The following is a 20,260-nucleotide window of genomic DNA, read 5'->3' on the forward strand; positions in this document are numbered from 1 at the left end:
ACCGACGGGGTCGCGACGATGTGTGGCGGGCGGACGTCGGGTCCGAGGGTGGTGGCGCCCGCGGCGCCGGCCAGGCCGAGTGCCGAGCCACCCAGGACGCCGGCGGCGATGATCGAGAAACCGAAGGTGCGGACGGTGATGCTCATTTGAATTCTCCTGTGTCAGTTAGCTTTTGATGTCTTGCTCCGGTGTGTTCCGGTGATGACTCAAGAGTGCCGGGTTGGGGGTCTGATGTCTGTCCGGTGATCGGCTGGTCCGCCGGTGGATTCGGGTGTCCCCTGATCGGGGGACACCCGGCCGCCAATTGGCGATCTTGTTACTTTTTCGCTGGCCGCCGTGCGACGCTGACGGCATGACCGACGAACGGGTTCGCGTTGTGGTGGGGGACGACCACCCGATGTTTCGCGACGGCGTCGTCCGCGCGCTGACGGCGAGTGGCGCCATCGAGGTACTCGCCGAAGCGGACGACGGGACCTCCGCGCTGGAGGCGATCCGGACCCACAAACCCCAGGTCGCTCTGCTGGACTACCGCATGCCTGGCATGGACGGCGCCGAGGTGGCCGCGGCGGTGCTGCGCGACGGCCTGCCGACCCGGGTGCTCCTGCTCTCCGCCCACGACGAGGCGGAGATCGTGTACCGAGCCTTGCAGGAAGGCGCGGCGGGCTTTCTGCCGAAGGAGTCGACGCGCAGCGAGCTCGTCAACGCGATCCTCGAATGCGCGAAGGGCCGCGACGTCGTCGCACCCAGCCTCGCCGCGGGGCTGGCCGGCGAGATCCGCCGGCGCGCCGAGCCGGACGCCCCGGTGCTCAGCCCGCGCGAACGCGAGGTGCTGCAGCTGATCGCCAAGGGCGCGAGCATCCCGACCATGGCCAAGGAGCTGTTCCTGGCGCCGTCGACCGTCAAGACCCACGTGCAGCGGCTCTACGAGAAGCTCGGGGTCGGGGACCGCGGGGCAGCCGTGGCCGAGGCGATGCGTCGCAAGCTGCTGGACTGACGTGAGCCCGACACTCAGCCGGATCGGCGAGTACCTGGCTGCCGAACCGGTGCGGATTTCGGCCGGGCTGCGGCTTCCGCTGATCGCGCTGATCGGCGTCCTGGTGTGGATCTGGGAGGTCGACCACTGGCTGCCCGTGCTGTACGCGGTGATCCTGGGGCTGTACGCCATCGCCGCGGTGATCTGGCTGGTGGCGGTGCTGCGCGGGCCGGTGCCACGCTGGGCGGATTGGGCGTCCACCGGCATCGACCTGCTGGTCATCCTGGCGCTGTGCCTGGTGTCGGGCGGTGCGACGGCGGCCCTGCTGCCGGTCTTCTTCCTATTGCCGATCTCGGTGGCGTTCCAGGATCAGCCATTGATGACCGCGGCCATCGGCACGTTGACGGCCGCCGGCTATCTGTCGGTGTGGATCTTCTACTCCAAGCACGACGACCGCATGGGCCTGCCGAACATGGTCTACACCCACTTCGGGTTCCTGGTCTGGCTGGCGGTGGCCACCACGGTGTTGTGTTTCGTGCTGGTACGGCGCCAGGAAAACGTGCAGGCCCTGCAGGAGGTGCGTCGCCAGCTGGTGTCCGAGGCCATGCAGTCCGACGAACGGCACAACCGGGAAGTCGCCGAAGGGCTACACGACGGTCCGTTGCAGACGCTGCTGGCAGCCCGTCTGCAGCTCGACGAGGTTCGGGAACGGACCCCCGGGCCGGAACTCGATGCGGTCTACGCAGCGTTGGAAGACACTGCAGCGGCGCTGCGCTCGACGGTCACCGAGCTGCATCCGCAGGTGCTCGCGCAGCTCGGCCTGACCCCGGCGGTGCGGGAACTGGTGCGGCAGTTCGAGTCTCGTACCCACCTGGTGGTGCGGGCCGACCTCGAGGAGGTGGGCAAGCCCGATTCGCAGCAACTGCTGTACCGGGCGGCGCGCGAGCTGCTGACCAATATCGGCAAGCATGCGCAGGCCACGACGGTGTCGGTGCGGCTGGGCCCCATCGGCAATCGGATCGTCCTGACCATCGCCGACGACGGCGTCGGGTTCGACGCGGCGGTGGTCGCCCAGTACGTGGCCGACGGCCACATCGGCCTGGGCTCGCTGCTGGCCCGCTTGGACGCGATGGGTGGCTCGATGCTCGTCGACTCGGCGGCCGACGGCGGCACCCGCGTGACGGTGACGTCACCGCCCGAGCGCGAGTAGTCCTCTCGCGAGCAGACATAAAACTGTCGGTTTGGCCCCCTAAAACGACAGTTTTACGTCTGCTCGGCAGGGAAAACCAGGTCGCTCGAAGCGGGCTCCGGGCGGTAGCGTCGCGCCATGAAGCTACGCATTCTGGTTGGCCTGCTGGTCGCGGCGGTGGTGGCGTTGGTCGTGAACATGGTGGTCGTGGAGCACACCAGCCGGGCGGCGGAACCGTTCGCCGGCGGTCATGTCCTCAAGCTCGATGGCCCCGACCTGAACGTCCGCGAGTACGGGCCACCAGGTGACCGGGCAATCGTTCTGCTGCATGGCTATTCGGCCTCCATCGAGTGGTGGGAGAAGGTCGCGCCGGCCCTGGCCGCGCATCAGCGGGTGATTGCCATCGACCTCGTCGGCCATGGTGGCTCCGAGGCCCCGACCGATCCCGCGCCGTATCACGCCGACGGTCAGGCCGAAGCCGTGCACCGGGCGCTCGAGGCGATGGGTGTCCGGCATGCCGAGCTCGTCGGACATTCGATGGGCGGCAAGGTGGCCGCCGAGTTCGCCACCAAGTACCCGGAAATGGTTGAGCGCGTGGCGGTTTCGGATACCCCGGCCGCGGAGGATCTGGTCGCGATGCCGTTGCTCGGCAGGATGCTGTGCTGGCCGGTCATCGGGCCCGCGCTGGATCGCTTCCGCGGCGTCGACGCGATCAGTGAAAGCTCGCTGCAGACCGGGTTCGCCGCCGACTACCCCGTTCCGCCGCTGGCGTACCGTTCGTTGAAGCAGCTGAACTACGCGGGCGTCTGCGACTCCAAGGAAGCCGGACGTCCCGTCGTGGAGACGCTCAAGGGGCTGGGGAAACCGGTGCTGGTGCTGTGGGGCGACAAGGATGTCCTGACCCCGACGGCGTCGAACGTCGCGCGCTACACCGCCGCCGGCCTGCCGCCGCACCTGATCGCAGGCTCGGGGCACAGCCCCATGGTGGAGAAGCCCGACCAATTCCTCGCCGCGATCGGTGATTTCGTGCGCTGAAGATCCCCGCGAGCAGACGCAAAACTGTCATCTAGCGGGCCAAAACGACAGTTTTGTGTCTGTTCGCGAGGAGAAAGTTTGTCAGACGCAGAAACCCCCAAATCCCTAGGGAATTGGGGGTTTCTGCGTTGGGAATTACAGCGCAGCCAGGATGTCGTTGACGCGGTCGCGCGCGTCGCCGAACAGCATCTGGCTGTTGTCGCGGAAGAACAGCGGGTTCTGCACGCCGGCGTAGCCAGAGGCCATGGAGCGCTTGAACACGATGACGTTGTTGGCGTTCCACACCGTGAGCACCGGCATGCCGGCGATCGGGCTGCCCGGGTCCTCGGAGGCGGCCGGGTTGACGGTGTCGTTGGCGCCGATGACGAGCACGACGTCGGTGTCGTCGAAGTCGTCGTTGATCTCGTCCATCTCGAGCACGATGTCGTAGGGCACCTTGGCCTCGGCCAGCAGCACGTTCATGTGGCCGGGCAGGCGGCCGGCGACGGGGTGGATGCCGAAGCGGACGTTGACGCCCTTGTCGCGCAGCTTGCGGGTCAGGTCGGCGACGCCGTACTGAGCCTGGGCCACAGCCATGCCGTAGCCGGGGGTGATGATGACCGAGCTGGCCGAGGCGAGCATCTCTGCTGCACCTTCGGCGGTGATCTCGCGGTGCTCGCCGTAGTCCTTGTCCTCGGCGGGGCCGGCCTCGATACCGAAGCCACCGGCGATGACGGAGATGAACGACCGGTTCATGGCCTTGCACATGATGTAGGACAGGTAGGCACCGGAGGAGCCGACGAGCGCGCCCGTCACGATGAGCAGGTCGTTGGACAGCAGGAAGCCCGACGCTGCGGCGGCCCAGCCCGAGTAGCTGTTGAGCATCGACACCACGACGGGCATGTCGCCGCCGCCGATCGAGGCGACGAGATGCCAGCCCAGCAGCAGCGCCAGCAGGGTGACCACCCCCAGCAGCCACAGCTGCGGGTCGATCACGAACCACACGGTGAGCGCGGCGAACACGACCAGGGCGCCGACGTTGAGGAAGTTCTTGCCGGGCAGCATCAACGGCGTGGACTTGATGCGGGCCGAGAGCTTGAGGTTGGCCACGATCGAACCGGTGAACGTGACCGCGCCGATGAAGACCCCGATGACCACCTCGGCCGAGTGGATGCCGAGCATGCCCTCGCCGCGCAGCATGGCGGCTTCGGCACCGCCTGTATCCCCCTCGACGAGCAGGTAGCCGTTCCAGCCCACCAGTACCGCGGCCAGGCCGACGAACGAGTGCAGCAGCGCGATCAGTTCGGGCATACCGGTCATTTCGACGACGCGGGCACGCCACAGGCCGATCGCGGCGCCGATGATCATGGCGCCCGCGAGCAGCGCCAGGCCGACCGGCTCGATGTGCCGGGCCAGCGCGAGCGCGATGGTGGCGATCAGCGCGACAGCCATCCCGGCGATACCGAAGCTGTTACCGGTCCGCGACGTTTCGTGCTTGGACAACCCGGCCAGGGCCAGGATGAACAGCAGGGCCGCGACGACGTAGGCCGCGGTGGCGGTGGTCTCTATGGTGAACATGCAATCCGTCCGGTTAAGGGGAGAGTTCAGGGGCGGGCAGCGAACTCAGCTGCGTGAGAACATCGCCAGCATGCGGCGCGTCACCGCGAAGCCACCGAAGACGTTGATGCTGGCGAGCAGGATCGCTGCGCATGCCAGTGCGGTGATGGCGACCTCGCCGTGGCCGATCTGCAGCAGCGCGCCGACGACGATGATGCCCGAGATCGCATTGGTCACCGACATCAGCGGGGTGTGCAACGCGTGGTGCACGTTCCCGATCACGTAGTAGCCGATCACGATTGCCAGGGCGAAGACCGTCAGGTGTATCTGCAGCGCGGCTGGGGACAGCGCGATGAGCACGAACAGAACCGCCGCGGCGACGAACGTGATGCCCAGCCGGCGCTGCGCCGACATCGGTTGTTTTGCCGGCTTCGGCTCGACCGGTGCGGTGACGGCGGCGGGTGCGGCGGATACCTGTACCGGTGGTGGCGGCCAGGTGGTCTCGCCGTCGCGCACGACGGTCACCGACCGCTGCACCACGTCGTCGAAGTCCAGGGTGAGCTGCCCATCCTTATCGGGGGTGAGCAGCTTGAGCAGGTTCACCAGGTTGGTGCCGTAGAGCTGGGAGGCGGTTGCGGGCAATCGCCCGGCCAGATCGGTGTAGCCGATGATCGTCACACCGTTGTCGGTGACGGTCGCCTGATCCTTGACGGTGCCCTCGACGTTGCCGCCGTTGGCCGCGGCCATGTCGACGATCACGCTGCCCGGCTTCATCGAGGCGACCATCTCCGCGGTGATGATGCGGGGTGCCGGCCGGCCGGGGATCAGCGCGGTGGTGATGATGATGTCGACGTCCTTGGACTGCTCGGCGTAGAGCGCCGCCTCGCGGACCTTGTAGTCGTCGCCCATCTCCTTGGCGTAGCCGGTGGCCGAGACCTCGGCCGCCGCCGGGTCGACGTAGAGGTACTGCCCGCCGAGGGATTTGACCTGATCGGCGACCTCGGGCCGCGGGTCGGTGGCCAACACGATGGCGCCCATGCTGCCTGCTGCGCCGATGGCGGCCAGGCCGGCCACGCCCGCGCCGACCACGAGGACCTTGGCCGGTGGCACCTTGCCCGCCGCGGTGACCTGCCCGGTGAAGAACCGGCCGAAGGCGTGGGCGGCCTCGACGACGGCCCGGTAGCCGGCGATGTTGGCCATCGACGACAGCACGTCGAGTGACTGTGCCCGGGATATCCGCGGGACGGCGTCCATCGCCAGCACCGTGATCGGGCGGGCGGACAGTTTCTCGACGAGCTCAGGGTTCAGCCCGGGCGAGATCAGGCTGACCAGGGTGGCCTTGTCCTTCAACGAGGCGATCTCGCTGTCCGACGGTGCGTTGACCTTGAGTAGGACGTCGGCGGCCCACGCATCGCCGATCTCGGCGCCGGCGTCGACGTAGGCGGCATCGGAGAAGCTGGAGGCATCGCCTGCACCGGATTCGATGACGACGGAGTAGCCCAGCTTGATGAGTTGTCCCACGGTCTGCGGCGTGGCGGCGACACGCGTCTCACCCGCGTGAGACTCGCGCGGTATCCCGATGATCATCCGATGAGTCTCCCATTTGGCCCCCGACGGCGCGCGTGCCCCTCGGGTGGTAAGCGGTGTGCTTACCCGCCTCCGCCGAGATCGCGAATCAGGGGAGCTTGAGTGATATCTCGCGGGCGCCCGCGATCACCTGTGCCCCAGCATGTTCGAGATTCTCGGGTGTCAACCTGTGAGTGAGGAAGCTGATGCTGAGCGCGTAGCGGGAAGGCTCTCCGTTCACGGTGGGCACGGCTGCGGCCACACAGGTGAGTTCTTCGGCGGCTTCTTCACGGTCCACGGCGAAGCCCCGCTCGCGAATGTCCTTGATCTCGGCCGCCATCTTCTTCATCGACGTGATCGTGTGTGGGGTCAACTCGGGCAGTCCTGCCGACGCGACAGTGTCGCGCCAGACGCTGTCGGGCATGGTCGCCAGCAGCGACTTTCCCAACGCGGATGCATGCCAGGGATCGGATTGTCCTACGTCGCTGACCTTCTTCACTGCGCGCCGCCCCTCGACGACTTCGACGATGACGACGCTCCGCTCCTTGTGTGCGGCGAAGTTCACCGTCTCGTTGAACTCGAGCACCAGTCGCTCCATCGTGGGAAGGACCGCGTCCGAGGGCACCTGGCCGGAGAACGCGCGCTGGCCCAGTCGGAAGATCTCCCAACCCAGGCGGTACTGGTTCGCGTTGAACCGTTCGACGTATCCGAGCGAGCCCAGGCTGTTCAAGTAGCGCAACACCGTCGCCTCGTTGAGGCTGGTGCGCCTTGATATCTCGGTGAGATTGCCGGATTCGGCCTCCGCGACGGCGGTCAGAATCCGGGCGGTGCGTTCGACACCTATGAGGTTGGAGCTCTTCTCGGGCGGCGGCACTGTTTTCACCTAGTGAAGGTTACCAGTACCCAGTGATAGCTCTCCGCTTGACAGATGCCTGGCTCGCTCCTAAGTTTTCATTCAGCGCACAGAGCTATCACTCAGTGAAACTACGGATCGAGCGCGGTCCGTTCTTCGAAGGAGACGCGATGCCCACCGCAGCCGACAGCCGTTCGTCCAAGGTCGACGGAGCCAGCATTCTTGCTTCGCAAGACCTCTTGTCGGCCGACGACTACGCCCTCACTCCGTCGGCGAAGGCCTTCGACGACGGTGGTAAGTACCGGTTGGAAGTCTCTGGTGTTGAGCGTCTTTCGACTCTCGAGGCGCTTCTCGACGAGGCCGACAAACAGGGCGTCTTCATTCACCGCATCATCGCGTTCGGCGGCGGCACGACGTTGCTGAGCACGAGTGAGCTGAGCGACGTCGCCGCGCTCGCCGCGGAGAACGCGATCGAACTGATCGCGGTCCCCGGTCCCCGCACCGGGTGGGACCTCGGACGACAAGCGCTGAGCACCGAAGGTCAAGCGGGTGGCCGGCGCGTGCGGGGCCTCGACAACGTTCGCTATCTGCTCGACGACTACCTACGGATCTTCTCGACCGGCATCCGAGGTGTGCTCGTCTGGGACGAAGGGGTCCTCGACATCCTGAACAAGGCACGCGATGCCGGCCACATCCCCGCCGACGCGAAGTTCAAGATCTCGGTCTACGCGGGCCACGCCAATCCGGCCGCCATCAAGATTCTCCAGGATCTCGGCGCCGACAGCGTCAACCCCGTCGGCGACCTGAGCCGTCCGATGCTCGCCGCCATTCGTCGGTCGGTCGACATCCCCCTCGACGTGTGGGCCGAGACCTTCGAGTCCTTCGGCGGGATGAACCGGCTGTGGGAGGCCGGCGACATCGCGCGCGTCGCGGGACCGGTGTACTTCAAGATCGAGCCAGGCGAGTCCGAAGCCGTGATGTACAACGGCTGGGTTCGGCCCGAGTTCCACGCCGAGCTCGTCCGGCACAAGGTGCGCCACGGTGCCATCCTGAACGAATTGGTGCACAGCAGCGCCCCGGACGTAGCGGTGTCACCGCGGCCAAGGGCCGTCGCACCCGCGCTCACCACCTGACCCGGTAATAGGCGAATGAGAACGCCACGGGCGGTCTCGCGCTCGAGACGAGGAGGTGAGAGACAGCGCTCCAACCCAACCTGCGGTTCGCAGACCCCTCGTGCCGAGGAGAACCACGGGTTGGCCACGCCACGGATACTCAGCTGCCCAATTCACGAGAGATGAACGACCATGGAGAACGTCACTCAGTCCCTACCGCCACAGCTGCCCGCGCCGACGCCGGCGTCGCCACCGGGCGCGTCGCCCCCTGCCGGGCGCCAGAACCACGGGCTCAAGAAGAACAGCCTCGGCGTGCCGAGCATCTTCTTCTACATCATCGCCGCGGCGTCGCCCCTGACCGTCGTGGTGGCGCTCTACCCGATCATCATCGGGGCGGGCAACGGGGTCGGCATGCCCGGCGCGTTCGTGATCGCCGCGGTGGTGCTGATGATCTTCGCGGTCGGCTACGTCGCGATGAGCAGGCACGTCACCAACGCGGGCGCGTTCTACGCCTATGTCACGCTCGGACTCGGCCGCATCCCTGGGCTGGGCTCGGCGTCGTTGGCGATCTTCGCCTACAACGCGATTCAGGCCGGGCTCTACGGCGGCTTTGGCTATTACGCGTCCGAGTTGCTCAATCCGCGGCTGGGCGTTGACATCCCTTGGTGGGCATACGCATTCGTCGGGCTGATCCTATGTCTGGGCCTTGGCGTGCAGGGTGTGCACTCCGGGGCGAAGGTGCTCGGGGTGTTCATGACGCTGGAGGTCACGATGATCTCCATCCTCAGTGCCTTCAGTCTCTTCGGCGACGCCGTTCCGGTCTCCGACTTCTCGTTCGAGCCGTTCAATCCGAGTGTCGTGTTCGGCGGTGCCCTTGGCGTCGCGCTGATGTTCGCGCACGCGTCATTCATCGGTTTCGAAGGGTCCGCGATCTACGGCGAGGAGGCGCGCGACCCCGCCCGCACCATCCCGCGCGCGACGTATCTGTCGATCGCGTTCATGGGCGTGCTCTACGCGGTATCGGGCTGGCTCATCATGAACGCGCTCGGGCTGAACAAGGTTGTCGCGATCGCCAACGACACCGGTGGCAACTTCATCTTCGTAGCGAGTGACACCATCATCGGACACAACATCTCGTTGGTCTTCCAGATGCTGATCGTGACGGCCACGTTCGCCGCCATCGTCACCTTCCACAACAACGTCGCCCGCTACATGTTCTCGCTCGGCAGGCAGGGACTCGTGTGGAAGCCGTTGGGCTGGACGCTGGTTCGGCGCCAAACACCGTGGGTGGCCTCGATCGTGCAGAGCGTGACCGTCGGGATCGTCATCGCCCTGTTCGCGCTGTTCGACCAGGATCCCTTCGCGACGCTGTTCACCTGGGCGACGGGCATCGGCACGATCGGCGTGATCTTCTCGCAGCTCGTCGCGGGGATCGCGATCTTCGTCTTCTTTCGCAGGTCCAATGTCGACAAGCGCAAGTGGAACACCGTGATCGCACCGATCCTGGCGATCATCGGGCTCGGCGCCTTCTTCATCTTGACGCTGAACAGCCTGGACATCCTGTTGGGAGTGCACGGCGCCACGGCGGTACTGATGCTCTCGCTGGTCTTCATTGCCCTCTTGGCGGGGATGGCGTACGGCGCCTACCTGCGCTTTGCCCGGCCGGAGAGATACGCACTGGTCGGTAGGGCACTCAACGAGCGGGAGCTGGCCGAGCCCGCGCCAGAGGCTATGTAATGCCCGCTCCAATCGTGGTAGTGCCTGTTCCAATCGTGTAAACGACGTACGCCCGCGGAGTTCGTTACGTACATTTGTCCCCAACGATACGTACAAACGTTCTTAACGGAAGGCCACCCATGGGTTCCGCTCCGCGGCGCGCACGTCGTCACGACCCGAAGAGAAAGGAGCGCATCGTGGACTCGGCTCTGGAGGTGCTCGCCCGCGACGGTGTCGCAGGCATCACCCACCGCGCCATCGGCGAAGCCGCAGACGTACCGCTGGGTTCGATCACCTATCACTTCGCCACCCTCGACGACATCGTCCAGCTCGCGTTTCAGACGCACGTCGACAGGTTGGCCAGCCGGTTCGAGGAGCGATTGGCTTCGTGCGAGGAGGCAGCCGACCTGATCGAGTGCATCGTGCTGGCGATCACCGATGATCTCGCCGCCCATCCGAACGAACTCGCCGTGACCTACGAACTGTACGGCGACGCGGTGCGGCGCAACGACAACAAGCGAGTCACCCAACGGTGGATCGAGCGGGCCGAAGAGGCCCTCGCTCAACACTTCGACCGTTCGACCGCACGACTGGTCGACGTCGTCATCGAAGGTCTGATGGTGCGCATGTCCATTGCGCAACAACCGATCTCGAAGGACGAAGTCCGTGCCCTGCTGACCATGGCCGCGAGCGGAGGACGTTGACACCGACCGACTTCCGACCGCCTGACCGATCCCTTCACGACCCCGAGGAGAAATCATGACCTTCCACAGCAAGATGTTCATCGACGGCAGCTGGACCGACGCGGCCGACGGCGCGGTCGACCAGATCCCCGCCCCCGCGACCGGTGAGACCTTCGCCGAAATCGCCCATGGCACAGCGGCGGACGTCGACCGCGCGGTCGCCGCGGCCGACGCAGCCTTCCCCGACTGGGCCAGAACCCCGGTGGGGGAGCGGGCCCGCGCATTCCTCGCCCTGGCCGACCGGGTGGAGGACGATCAGCGCACCCTCGCCGAGATCGAATCGCGCAACGTCGGCAAGCCCATCGGCCTGGCGCTCGAGGAGATGGAGATGATCCCCGATCACCTGCGGTTCTTCGCAGGCGGCGCCCGCGCCATGGAAGGTCGCGCGGCAGGAGAGTTCGTCCGCGGCAAGACCAGCATCATCCGCCGCGACCCGCTTGGTGTCGTGGGTTCCGTCGCGCCGTGGAATTACCCGCTTCTGATGGCGATCTGGAAGATCTCGCCCGCGCTGCTGACCGGGAACACCCTGGTGATCAAACCCTCTGAGCACACTCCCTTCTCCGTGCTGCGGCTCGCAGAACTCGCCGAGGGTCTGTTCCCCGCGGGCGTGTTCAACGTCGTCACCGGCGACGGCCATGACGTCGGCGCGAGACTCGTCGCTCACCCCAGGGTGCGGATGTCCTCCCTCACCGGTTCGGTCGACACCGGACGGGCCCTGATGCGCGCATCGGCCGACTCCAACCTCAAGAGACTGCACCTCGAACTCGGCGGCAAGGCGCCGGTGCTGGTGTATGCCGACGCCGACATCCCGTTCGCGGTCGGCAAGATCATGGAAGGCGCCTTCTGCAATTCCGGCCAGGACTGTATGGCCGCCTCTCGGCTCTACGTCCACACCGCCGTGCACGACGACCTGGTATCCGGGCTCGAAAAGGCGGTCAAGGAACTCGATCTCGGGGACATCGCCGACGAGAACACCACCATGGGCCCGGTGATCACCGCGGCCCACCGTGACCGGGTCGAGGGCTTCGTGGCCCGCGCCAAGGCCACGGGTCATACCGAGCTGATCCAGGGCGAGCATCCAGGAACCGGCTTCTACACCGCGCCGACGGTGGTGGTCGGCGCCAGGCAGGGCGACGAGATCGTCAGCACCGAGGTGTTCGGACCGGTCACCTCGGTGACCAGATTCGATGACGGCGACGACGTCGTCGCCTGGGCGAATGACACGGAATACGGCCTTGCGGCTTCGGTTTTCACCAAGGACATCTCCCGGGCGATGACCGCGTCGAGCGAGCTGCAATTCGGCACCGTGTGGATCAACGACCACCTGCCCGTCACCCCCGAAATGCCCCACGGCGGCTTCAAACAGTCCGGCAACGGCAAGGACATGTCGGTGTACGCGCTCGAGGAATACACCGAGATCAAGCACGTGATGATCAACCACGAGACCGCCTGACATGACCACCCACGCGATCAACACGTTCCGGCTACGGCCAGGGGTCAGCGCCGCGGACTTCGAACGGTTCTCGGTCGAACTCGACCGCCCGACGTGCCTGGCGTTCGACGTCGTGCTCGGGTTCGAGGTCTTCCTCGTCGATCGGGCGGCAGGCACCGGCACCGACGTCGTCGAGGTCATGACGGTCACGTCGTGGCCGGAGTGGGAACGCGTGCGCGACGCGGCGGCGGAACTCAAACCCGTCGTCGCGCGATTCGACGAACTCGTCGAGCCCGGCAGCGTCACCACGCTACTCACTCGCAAATCACCCCTGTCCCAGGAGAACTGACATGTCGACACAACAGGATTACGACGCCATCGTGATCGGCGCCGGCCACAACGGCCTGGTCACCGCGAACTATCTGGCGCGCGCCGGAAAGCGCGTGCTGGTACTCGAGGCGCGCAACGTGGTCGGTGGCGCTTGCGTGACCGAGGAGTTGATCCCCGGCACGAAGTGGTCGTCATGCGCCTTCATCGCGGGGCTGCTTCGACCGGAGATCATCGAAGAACTCGAGTTGGCCAGGTTCGGCCTCGAGCTCTACCAGGGCGACGCGCTGTCCTTCACGCTGTTCAGGGACGGCACCTCCTTCACGATGTGGAAGGAGACCGACCGCACCCTGCGCGAGTTGGAGAAACTCAACAAGAACGACGCGCAGTCCTTCCTCGACTTCGGGGTCCGGCTGCAGCGCTTCGCCGGACTCGTCACCCCGTACCTGCTCAGCTCCCCGCCGCAGCGCTCGGAGGTCATCGCCGCCTTCGAGGAGGCCGGGGAGCAAACGTTGTTCAACGAATTCACGTTGCTCTCGGTCCGCGACCTGCTGGACCGGTACTTCGAGGACGAGCGACTCAAGAGCATGCTGACGTTCTTCGGGATGGTCTCGATATTCGGCGGCCCAAGCTCACCTGGCACGGCCTACACCTACGGCCATCACTCCTGGGGTGAGTTCAACGGCAACTTCGGGCAATTCGGTCTGGCCCGCGGCGGGATGGGCGCGATCAGCGAGGCCCTCGCGGCAGGAGCACGCCACTACGGCGCCACCATCCGGACGTCGGCTCCCGTCGCTCACGTGGTCGTGGAGCACGGAACCGCGACCGGGGTCCGCCTCGAAGACGGCTCCGTCATCACGGCCGCGCAGGTGTTCTCCAACGCCGACCCCAAGCGGTCCATGCTGCAGCTGATCGAACCAGGAGTGCTACCGGCCAAACTCGTTCACGACGTCAAGGAGATCGACACCAGGGGCTCGATGGCCAGGATCCACCTACTGATCGACGAACTGCCGCAATACCTTCCGTTCCCGGACGCTACGGCAGGGCCGCAGCATCACGGGCATCAACTGCTCGGACCCAGTCGAGAGGCCTTCGAGGAAGCCTACGAGGCGCAGCGCCGGGGGACCTTCCCGAGCACCTTCGTCATCGAAGCGGTCACCCAGTCGGTGACCGACGACACGCTGGCACCAGAAGGGCTGCACACGTTGACCCTTGGGATTCAGCAGCTTCCGTCGGAACTCACCGGGACGACCTGGGCTGCGGAGAAGGAGAAGTGGGCGGACCTGGTCCTCGAGGACCTGTTCACCTATGCGCCCAACCTCCGCGAGCACATCCTGGACCGGGCGATCATCACGCCCGACGACCTGAACGACGAGTACCTGATCACCGATGGCAACATCTTTCACGGCAGCATGATGCTGGATCAGCTGTTCGGGGCCCGCCCGATTCCGGAGTTGTCGAATTACCGCACACCGGTGCGCAATTACTATCTCTGCGGATCCGGCACCCACCCGGGTGGCGGGGTGATGGGAGCCAACGGGCACAACGCGGCGAAGGTCGCCCTCGCCGACGCTGCGGGCCTCGTCGGACCGGTGAAGGCGGCCGGCGTTGGGCCGGGCTCTCGCAAACCACCGTGGCAGCAGCGGCTGGTCGGCTCCCTGATGTCCACCAGGGCGGGGCGGTGGGCGGGCTATCAGGCCGCACGCCAGCCCGCACTGCGCAAGATCACCGCCTACGCCGCCCGCGTCCGCTAGCCATGACGCCATCATCGGAGGGATTGCGAAGCGCGAAGTGGTTTGCCGGAAAGGACGTTCCCGGTTTCGTCCACCGCTCCGCGATGCGGGCGTCCGGGTTCTCCCGGATGGCATTCGAGGGCAGGCCGATCGTCGGCATCTGCAACTCGTGGTCCGAAGTCGTCAACTGCAACATGCACTTTCGCGGCTTGGCCGACTCGGTGCGCCGAGGGGTGCTGGCGGCCGGTGGATTCCCGCTGGAGTTCCCCACCATGTCACTCGGCGAACAGCTGATGAAGCCGACCACCATGTTGTTTCGCAATCTCATGGCGATGGACGTCGAAGAGTCCATCCGCGCGTACCCGTTCGACTCCGTCGTCCTGCTCGGCGGATGTGACAAGACGGTTCCCGCCCAGCTGATGGGGGCGGCCAGCGCCGACGTGCCCGCCATCGTGCTGACCGGGGGGCCCGCCGCACCCGCGGTCTTCCGGGGCAAGCAGCTCGGGGTGGGGACCGACCTCTGGGAGTACATCGACGACGTCAGGGCGGGTCGGATGTCGATGGATGAGTACGAGCAGCTCGAGGCGGCGGCCGGACCCTCGCGCGGGCATTGTCCGGAGATGGGCACCGCCTCGACGATGGCCACCCTGGTCGAAGGTCTCGGGATGACGCTGCCTGGAACGGCGGCGGTGCCCGCGATGGACTCGCGCCGACTCCAGGTGGCCGAGGAGTGCGGAGCGCGGGCCGTCGGCTTGGCGCTCGAGCGGCTTCGGCCATCCCAGGTGCTGACCCGCGAGGCCTTCGACAACGCCATCACGCTGATGCTGGCGGTCGGTGGGTCGACCAACGCGATCGTGCACCTGCTGGCGATCGCAGGCCGCGTCGGAGTTCCGTTGTCACTGGACCGCTTTCACGAACTATCCGCGCGCACACCGCTGGTGGTCAACGTCCGGCCCGCCGGTGAGCACCTCGTCGAGCAGGTCTTCCACGCAGGCGGAATACCTGCGGTGATGAAGTCCGTGGAGTCGCTGTTGCATACGGACGCCCTGACCGTCACCGGTAAGACGGTCGCCGACAATCTGCCGACGGCCGCGGCGACCGACACCTCCGTCATCGCCCCGTTGAGTGACCCCTTCCAACCGCCGCAGGGCCTGGCGGTGGTACGCGGAAACCTCGCGCCCAACGGCGCGGTGATCAAGTGCAGCGCCGCCAGCCCCGAGCTGCTGATCCATCAAGGGCCCGCGGTCGTGTTCGAGAACATGAAGGATCTGATGGCGCGCTTCGACGATCCCGACCTCGAGGTGACCCGCGACTCCGTCCTGGTTCTACGCTCGGCCGGGCCGCGCGGCGCCCCTGGCATGCCAGAGTGGGGGCAGTTGCCGATTCCCAGCAAGCTGCTCAAGCAGGGCGTCACGGACATGGTGCGGATATCCGACGCCAGGATGAGCGGAACCGCCTATGGCACTTGTGTTCTGCACGTCAGCCCGGAATCGGCCGTGGGAGGGCCGCTTGGTCTGGTCCGCGACGGTGACGTCATCGCCCTCGACGCCCATGCGGGGAAGCTCGACGTCCTGGTCTCCGATGCCGAACTCGCCACCCGGCGCGCCGAGTTCGCCCCGGCGCCAACGCGTCACACGCGCGGTTACGCCGCCATGTACGTCGAGCGGGTGCTGCAGGCCGACCAAGGATGCGACTTCGACTTCCTCGTCGGACGCTCACAACACCCCGAGGAGGAGCCCGACGCGATCTTCGAGGGCTGGATCGGCGGTTGGTGAACGCAGGGAGGTTTACAACCAATCCCGCTTGCGGAACATCACGTACAGCAGCGCGACCACCACCACGATCACCACACTGCTGGCGATGAAACCGGCCACGGTGTTGATCCCTGGATACTCGACGTTCTGGCCGTAGAAGCCGGTGACGGCAGTCGGGACGGCGATGATGGCCGCCCAGCCGGTGAGCTTCTTCATCACGGTGTTCAGCCGGGCGTCCTGTAGCGAAAGATTCGTCTCGAAGACCGTGGTAACCATGTCGCGCAGCGACTCCGTCCACTCCGAAGCCCGCAGCACGTGGTCGTAGAGGTCGTCGTACAGCGGGTTGAGCTCCGGTGAGGTCTTCGCGTCCATGCGTCGACTCTTGATGGCGCTGACGACTTCCCGCATGGGCAGCACCACCCTGCGCAGCTCGACGAGGTCCTTGCGGTATCGGAAGGTGCGCCGCTGGAGGCCGCGTTTGGGACCGTCGTCTTCGAACAGCTCGTCCTCGAGCGATTCGATGCCGTCGTCGAGCGACTGGACGGCGTCGAAGTGCCCGTCCACCACGACGTCGAGCAGTCCATGCACCAACGCGCCGACGCCGTACTGCTGGCCACCAAGCTCGTCGAAACGCTGGGACACCTCGTCCATGCCGAAGCCGGGGTCGTCGCCCGCGATCGGTGGCAGGCGCACCGTGATCAGGCCGCGGGGCAGCACGAACGCCGAGATGCGGTGTTTCACCAACGTCGTCGTGGTGTCGTCATCGGGCGTGAGCGTCTGGACCGCGTAGACCGTGAAGAACGTGTGCGAGCGGTACACGGTGGCCTTGGTGCGCTCCTTGGGCGCGGTGGCGTCCTCGACCGCCCAGATGTTGAGCCCGAGTTCCTCGGCCAGTGCGGTGAGTGCGTCGTGGTCCGGGTCGTAGATGTCGGCCCACACCAGGGTGTCGTCGTCGGCGAGACAATCCGAGATGGCCGAGAACGTGAAACCGTCCACCGGCTCACCCGATCGCCACACCCGCCCACGCACCTCGGTCATCACCCCATCATCCAGCAGGCGCCTGGACCTTTGCCAAGACGGCCCCGGCCCAGCTCCTTGGTGGCGATCTCGATTGCGCACCGATCTCGCATCGAGATCCTCCTGGCCGGTGCACCTGCGGCTTTCCGGCCTCACGATGGCGACCAGTGAAACTCGTGCCGGACCGAAGGAGTGCTGCTGCCGTGAGTGTGGTGGTTGAACGTGGACTCGCGCGCTGTCCACGATGTGTGGCCGTCGCCGACTACACCTTCGTCGAATCGGGACCCAATTCCCTGCGCTACGAGGTGCGATGCAGCCGATGTGGTGAGGACTACTGCGAGGAGCACAGCCCGGTCGCCCCGGACTTCACGGCGGCCGTCGGGGCGTTGGCGATCCGCGCGCCAGACGTCGGGGCTCCCGCGGCGGCCAGGTACCGGAGCAGGGCGCTGGCCTGGCTCGTCGAGGCCAGGGAGCACGCGTCGGGCGTGGCAGCTCGCGCGTCGTCGTGGATCGTGTTGAAGGCAAGGACTCTTCGGAGCTGAGCGGTGGGATCTAGAGCTGGTCGCGCAGCTCGCGCAGCGTCTTCTCCAGAATGCGTGAGACGTGCATCTGGGACACGCCGATGTGCTCGGCGATCTGGCTCTGCGTCATCGACTCGAAGAAGCGTAGGTAGAGCACGGTGCGCTCACGCTCCGGCAGGGCCGCAAGCAGCGGACGGACCGTCTCCTGATCGGTGATCCTGTCGAACGCGAAGTCGACGTCGCCCACCGTGTCGGAGACCATCCGCGGCGCGGAATCGCCGCTCGAAACGGGGGCGTCGATCGAGTGCACCCGGTACGCCTCGGCGGCCAACATGCTGTCGACGATGTCCTCTCGACTCATGTCGAGATGCTCGGCCAGCTGGCCGGCGGTGGGCGCACGGCCGAGCGACTGCGTCAATTCCATTGTCGCCCTGGTGATGTTCCCGTGTCGATCCTTGAGGCGACGCGGAACATGCATGGACCAACCGTGATCACGGAAGTGCCTTCGCACCTCGCCCATCATGGTGGGAACGGCGAAGGCGACGAAGTGCGAGCCCTTGGCGGGGTCGAACCGGTTGACGGCCTTCACCAGGCCCAGCCTGGCGACCTGGACGAGGTCCTCGATGTCCTCGCCGCGTCCGCCGTAGTGGCGCGCGATCCGATCGGCTAGCGCCAGGCACCGGTTGAAGATGGCTTCACGCTGACGCGCCACCTCGGCCGATTCGGGCACGTTGCCGTTGAGCGCGGCGAACATCTCCATGACGTCGGCGTACTCGTCGACTTCGTGTGGCGGGCGCTGCAAGCGGGCGGTCACGAGGCCATCCCCTCGACACCGAAGTCGGTCTGGCTCTCATCCGTACAGCAATGGGTCTTCATGTTGGACCCCCCTAACAGGCGTCCAAGGATACTGCGTGTGCCGAAGGTAGTTCAGCGAACGCGGTACCCGTTCCGTCTAGACGGGCAGGCGGAACCGGCAATCTGCCGTAGCCACGCAGAAAGAGTTGGGCGCGACCTCCCGCAGGAGTCTCAACGATGCGGCGCTACCCAAATGAATCGCGGGGCTTGGTACCCGCTTTGCGCTAAACGGGAAATGTCCTCGTGGACGAAATGAGAGTACCTCCTTCTGGACCGTCCGTGCAGCAAAGATTAAAACTCGCAATGATCCCAGCTATTCCACAGGAACGGGACGACGGGTAAAAACAGCGGGTGACCGCGACACCGTCCGCCGACTCCTGCTGTCGCTGAACGCGATTCCGTCCAGCCCAGCTGAAGAGAAAGTCGCAGGAACAGTGTCCGTCTTCGTTGACATCGTGCCCGACGAGTCGCGTACCGACCCGTCGGCCGAACGCACGCCCAAGAACAAGTGGCGCGGCCGCCTGACCCGTGCGGCCCTACCGCTGCTGTCGGTTCTGGTCTTCGGCGTCGCCTGGCAGCTCGCTGCGGCGAGCGGCATCTGGAACCAGACCTTCGTGCCCTTCCCCAGCACGGTGTGGAAGGCCTTCATCGACGTCTCCACGACGCATGACGGAACCCGCGGTTACGCCGGCTACCTGCTGTGGGAACACCTCTACATGACGCTGCGGCGGGTGTTCGCCGGCGTGGTGATCGGTGTGGTCCTCGGAGTTGCGCTCGGCCTGGTCATGGGCTCGGTCGGCTGGGTGCGCAGCGTCCTCGAGCCGTGGTTGACGTTCCTGCGGGCGCTCCCGCCGCTGGCCTACTTCTTCCTGCTGATCATCTGGCTCGGCATCGACGAGGCCCCGAAGGTCACGCTGCTCGCGCTGGCGGCCCTGCCTCCCGCGGCGGTTGCCACCACGGCCGCCGTCGTGGCCGCCCCCGTCGGGTTGACGGAGGCGGCGCGTGCCCTCGGCGCCACTCGGCTGCAGGTGATCCGCGACGTCGTGGTGCCCTCGGCGCTTCCCGAGACGTTCACCGGGATCCGTCTTGCCGTCGGCATGGCCTACTCGTCGGTGGTCGCCGCCGAGCTGTTCAACGGCATCCCCGGGATCGGCGGACTGGTCAAGGACGCCAGCAACTACAACAACACCCCCGTCGTGCTCGTCGGAATCTTCGCGATCGGATTCTCCGGCCTGATCATCGATGGTCTACTTCGCACCGCCGAGCGGCGTGCGGTCCCCTGGAGAGGAAAGATATGAGAGTCAAGACTCTTTTGGCGACCCTGTTGGCGGTCGCCCTCGCGGTGCTCGGGTTGGCGGGCTGCTCGGTGGACAAAGCCGGGCAGGACTCCTCGAAACCGACGATTCGCATTGGCTACCAGACCTTTCCGAGCGGCGACCTGATCGTCAAGAACAACAAGTGGCTCGAAGAGGCGCTGCCCGACTACAACATCAAATGGGTCAAGTTCGACTCGGGTGCCGACGTGAACACGGCGTTCATCGCCAAGGAACTCGACTTCGGCGCGCTGGGCTCCAGCCCCGTCGCTCGCGGTCTGTCCGCGCCGCTGAACATCCCGTACAAGGTCGCGTTCGTACTCGACGTCGCGGGCGACAACGAGGCGCTGGTGGCCCGCAACGGCAGCGGCGTCAACACCATCGCCGACCTGAGGGGCAAGCGCGTCGCAACGCCGTTCGCCTCCACTGCGCACTACAGCCTGCTCGCGGCACTCGCACAGAACAACCTGTCTCCCAGCGACGTTCGACTCGTCGACCTTCAGCCGCAGGCGATCCTGGCGGCGTGGGATCGTGGCGACATCGATGCCGCCTACACGTGGCTGCCGACGCTGGACGATCTGCGCA

At 66.2% G+C, this 20,260-nt stretch carries 18 protein-coding genes; 13 read left to right on the plus strand and 5 right to left on the minus strand.

The window, feature by feature from the left end; all coding sequences use genetic code 11:
* Positions 1 to 352 precede the first annotated feature (352 nt).
* The 3 genes from ACRDUX_RS02745 (at position 353) to ACRDUX_RS02755 (ending at position 3,197) form a co-directional block, all read left to right on the plus strand.
* Positions 353 to 994 carry a response regulator gene (locus ACRDUX_RS02745; protein ID WP_043391282.1) on the plus strand — a complete coding sequence of 214 codons (642 nt, stop codon included), beginning with the start codon at positions 353 to 355 and terminating at the stop codon, positions 992 to 994.
* Position 995: 1 nt separating this feature from the next.
* The gene (locus tag ACRDUX_RS02750) at positions 996 to 2,183 is read left to right on the plus strand and encodes a sensor histidine kinase (protein ID WP_043391280.1); all 1,188 of its coding nucleotides are present in this window, start codon (positions 996 to 998) and stop codon (positions 2,181 to 2,183) included.
* Between the two features lie 117 nt (positions 2,184 to 2,300).
* On the plus strand, positions 2,301 to 3,197 hold the full coding sequence (locus tag ACRDUX_RS02755; protein ID WP_043391277.1) for an alpha/beta fold hydrolase: 897 nt from the start codon (positions 2,301 to 2,303) through the stop codon (positions 3,195 to 3,197).
* A 135-nt stretch (positions 3,198 to 3,332) separates the two neighbouring features.
* Here the strand turns inward: ACRDUX_RS02755 and pntB are convergent, their stop codons facing one another.
* The 3 genes from pntB to ACRDUX_RS02770 form a co-directional block, all read right to left on the minus strand.
* Positions 3,333 to 4,754 (minus strand): Re/Si-specific NAD(P)(+) transhydrogenase subunit beta, encoded by a 1,422-nt coding sequence (gene pntB, locus ACRDUX_RS02760; RefSeq protein ID WP_526410786.1) that lies wholly within the window; start codon positions 4,752 to 4,754, stop codon positions 3,333 to 3,335.
* 45 nt (positions 4,755 to 4,799) lie between these two features.
* Positions 4,800 to 6,320 (minus strand): Re/Si-specific NAD(P)(+) transhydrogenase subunit alpha, encoded by a 1,521-nt coding sequence (locus tag ACRDUX_RS02765; protein WP_526410788.1) that lies wholly within the window; start codon positions 6,318 to 6,320, stop codon positions 4,800 to 4,802.
* 88 nt (positions 6,321 to 6,408) lie between these two features.
* On the minus strand, positions 6,409 to 7,182 hold the full coding sequence (locus tag ACRDUX_RS02770) for an IclR family transcriptional regulator (protein WP_526410790.1): 774 nt from the start codon (positions 7,180 to 7,182) through the stop codon (positions 6,409 to 6,411).
* A 140-nt stretch (positions 7,183 to 7,322) separates the two neighbouring features.
* On the opposite strand from ACRDUX_RS02770, the gene ACRDUX_RS02775 reads away from it, so the two are divergent.
* The 7 genes from ACRDUX_RS02775 to ACRDUX_RS02805 all read left to right on the plus strand — a co-directional run bounded on the left by ACRDUX_RS02775 (position 7,323) and on the right by ACRDUX_RS02805 (position 15,990).
* The gene (locus tag ACRDUX_RS02775) at positions 7,323 to 8,285 is read left to right on the plus strand and encodes a hypothetical protein (RefSeq protein WP_526410792.1); all 963 of its coding nucleotides are present in this window, start codon (positions 7,323 to 7,325) and stop codon (positions 8,283 to 8,285) included.
* A 171-nt stretch (positions 8,286 to 8,456) separates the two neighbouring features.
* Entirely contained in the window at positions 8,457 to 10,001 is a 1,545-nt protein-coding gene (locus ACRDUX_RS02780) for an amino acid permease (protein ID WP_526410793.1), read from the plus strand.
* Positions 10,002 to 10,177: 176 nt separating this feature from the next.
* Positions 10,178 to 10,684, plus strand: a complete 507-nt coding sequence (locus ACRDUX_RS02785) for a TetR/AcrR family transcriptional regulator (RefSeq protein ID WP_526410795.1) — start codon at positions 10,178 to 10,180, stop codon at positions 10,682 to 10,684.
* Between the two features lie 55 nt (positions 10,685 to 10,739).
* A complete protein-coding gene (locus ACRDUX_RS02790; RefSeq protein ID WP_526410797.1) occupies positions 10,740 to 12,176 on the plus strand; it encodes an aminobutyraldehyde dehydrogenase in 1,437 nt (478 codons plus the stop codon).
* 1 nt (position 12,177) lies between these two features.
* Complete coding sequence (locus ACRDUX_RS02795; protein WP_526410799.1) at positions 12,178 to 12,504, plus strand: RedY/HapK family protein; 327 nt, start codon at positions 12,178 to 12,180, stop codon at positions 12,502 to 12,504.
* A gap of 1 nt (position 12,505) precedes the next feature.
* Positions 12,506 to 14,236, plus strand: coding sequence for a phytoene desaturase family protein (locus ACRDUX_RS02800; RefSeq protein ID WP_526410801.1), 1,731 nt, complete (start codon positions 12,506 to 12,508; stop codon positions 14,234 to 14,236).
* A gap of 2 nt (positions 14,237 to 14,238) precedes the next feature.
* The gene (locus ACRDUX_RS02805; RefSeq protein WP_526410803.1) at positions 14,239 to 15,990 is read left to right on the plus strand and encodes a dihydroxy-acid dehydratase; all 1,752 of its coding nucleotides are present in this window, start codon (positions 14,239 to 14,241) and stop codon (positions 15,988 to 15,990) included.
* A gap of 12 nt (positions 15,991 to 16,002) precedes the next feature.
* Here ACRDUX_RS02805 and ACRDUX_RS02810 read toward each other — a convergent pair whose 3' ends face one another.
* Positions 16,003 to 17,007 carry a magnesium transporter CorA family protein gene (locus tag ACRDUX_RS02810; RefSeq protein ID WP_526410805.1) on the minus strand — a complete coding sequence of 335 codons (1,005 nt, stop codon included), beginning with the start codon at positions 17,005 to 17,007 and terminating at the stop codon, positions 16,003 to 16,005.
* A gap of 182 nt (positions 17,008 to 17,189) precedes the next feature.
* Between ACRDUX_RS02810 and ACRDUX_RS02815 the strand changes: the two genes are divergently transcribed.
* Positions 17,190 to 17,528 carry a hypothetical protein gene (locus ACRDUX_RS02815; RefSeq protein WP_526410807.1) on the plus strand — a complete coding sequence of 113 codons (339 nt, stop codon included), beginning with the start codon at positions 17,190 to 17,192 and terminating at the stop codon, positions 17,526 to 17,528.
* A gap of 10 nt (positions 17,529 to 17,538) precedes the next feature.
* On the opposite strand, the gene ACRDUX_RS02820 is transcribed toward ACRDUX_RS02815, so the two are convergent.
* On the minus strand, positions 17,539 to 18,321 hold the full coding sequence (locus tag ACRDUX_RS02820) for an RNA polymerase sigma factor SigF (RefSeq protein ID WP_526410809.1): 783 nt from the start codon (positions 18,319 to 18,321) through the stop codon (positions 17,539 to 17,541).
* A gap of 475 nt (positions 18,322 to 18,796) precedes the next feature.
* Here ACRDUX_RS02820 and ACRDUX_RS02825 point away from each other — a divergent pair, with 475 nt between their 5' ends.
* The gene (locus ACRDUX_RS02825) at positions 18,797 to 19,660 is read left to right on the plus strand and encodes an ABC transporter permease (RefSeq protein WP_526410811.1); all 864 of its coding nucleotides are present in this window, start codon (positions 18,797 to 18,799) and stop codon (positions 19,658 to 19,660) included.
* Positions 19,657 to 20,260 (plus strand): taurine ABC transporter substrate-binding protein (locus ACRDUX_RS02830; RefSeq protein ID WP_526410813.1); only part of this gene is annotated, 604 nt, incomplete at its 3' end. The genes ACRDUX_RS02825 and ACRDUX_RS02830, both read left to right, overlap by 4 nt.

It is taken from the genome of Mycobacterium sp., assembly GCF_050701675.1.
GTDB lineage: Bacteria > Actinomycetota > Actinomycetes > Mycobacteriales > Mycobacteriaceae > Mycobacterium.

What these genes read in the sequence shown, in the direction of transcription:
- ACRDUX_RS02745 (WP_043391282.1), top strand. Translation starts at nt 353, where the DNA reads ATGACCGACGAACGGGTTCGCGTTGTGGTGGGGGACGACCACCCGATG.
- ACRDUX_RS02755 (WP_043391277.1), top strand. Translation starts at nt 2,301, where the DNA reads ATGAAGCTACGCATTCTGGTTGGCCTGCTGGTCGCGGCGGTGGTGGCG.
- pntB (WP_526410786.1), bottom strand. Translation starts at nt 4,754, where the DNA reads ATGTTCACCATAGAGACCACCGCCACCGCGGCCTACGTCGTCGCGGCC.
- ACRDUX_RS02765 (WP_526410788.1), bottom strand. Translation starts at nt 6,320, where the DNA reads ATGATCATCGGGATACCGCGCGAGTCTCACGCGGGTGAGACGCGTGTC.
- ACRDUX_RS02775 (WP_526410792.1), top strand. Translation starts at nt 7,323, where the DNA reads ATGCCCACCGCAGCCGACAGCCGTTCGTCCAAGGTCGACGGAGCCAGC.
- ACRDUX_RS02780 (WP_526410793.1), top strand. Translation starts at nt 8,457, where the DNA reads ATGGAGAACGTCACTCAGTCCCTACCGCCACAGCTGCCCGCGCCGACG.
- ACRDUX_RS02790 (WP_526410797.1), top strand. Translation starts at nt 10,740, where the DNA reads ATGACCTTCCACAGCAAGATGTTCATCGACGGCAGCTGGACCGACGCG.
- ACRDUX_RS02795 (WP_526410799.1), top strand. Translation starts at nt 12,178, where the DNA reads ATGACCACCCACGCGATCAACACGTTCCGGCTACGGCCAGGGGTCAGC.
- ACRDUX_RS02800 (WP_526410801.1), top strand. Translation starts at nt 12,506, where the DNA reads ATGTCGACACAACAGGATTACGACGCCATCGTGATCGGCGCCGGCCAC.
- ACRDUX_RS02805 (WP_526410803.1), top strand. Translation starts at nt 14,239, where the DNA reads ATGACGCCATCATCGGAGGGATTGCGAAGCGCGAAGTGGTTTGCCGGA.
- ACRDUX_RS02810 (WP_526410805.1), bottom strand. Translation starts at nt 17,007, where the DNA reads ATGACCGAGGTGCGTGGGCGGGTGTGGCGATCGGGTGAGCCGGTGGAC.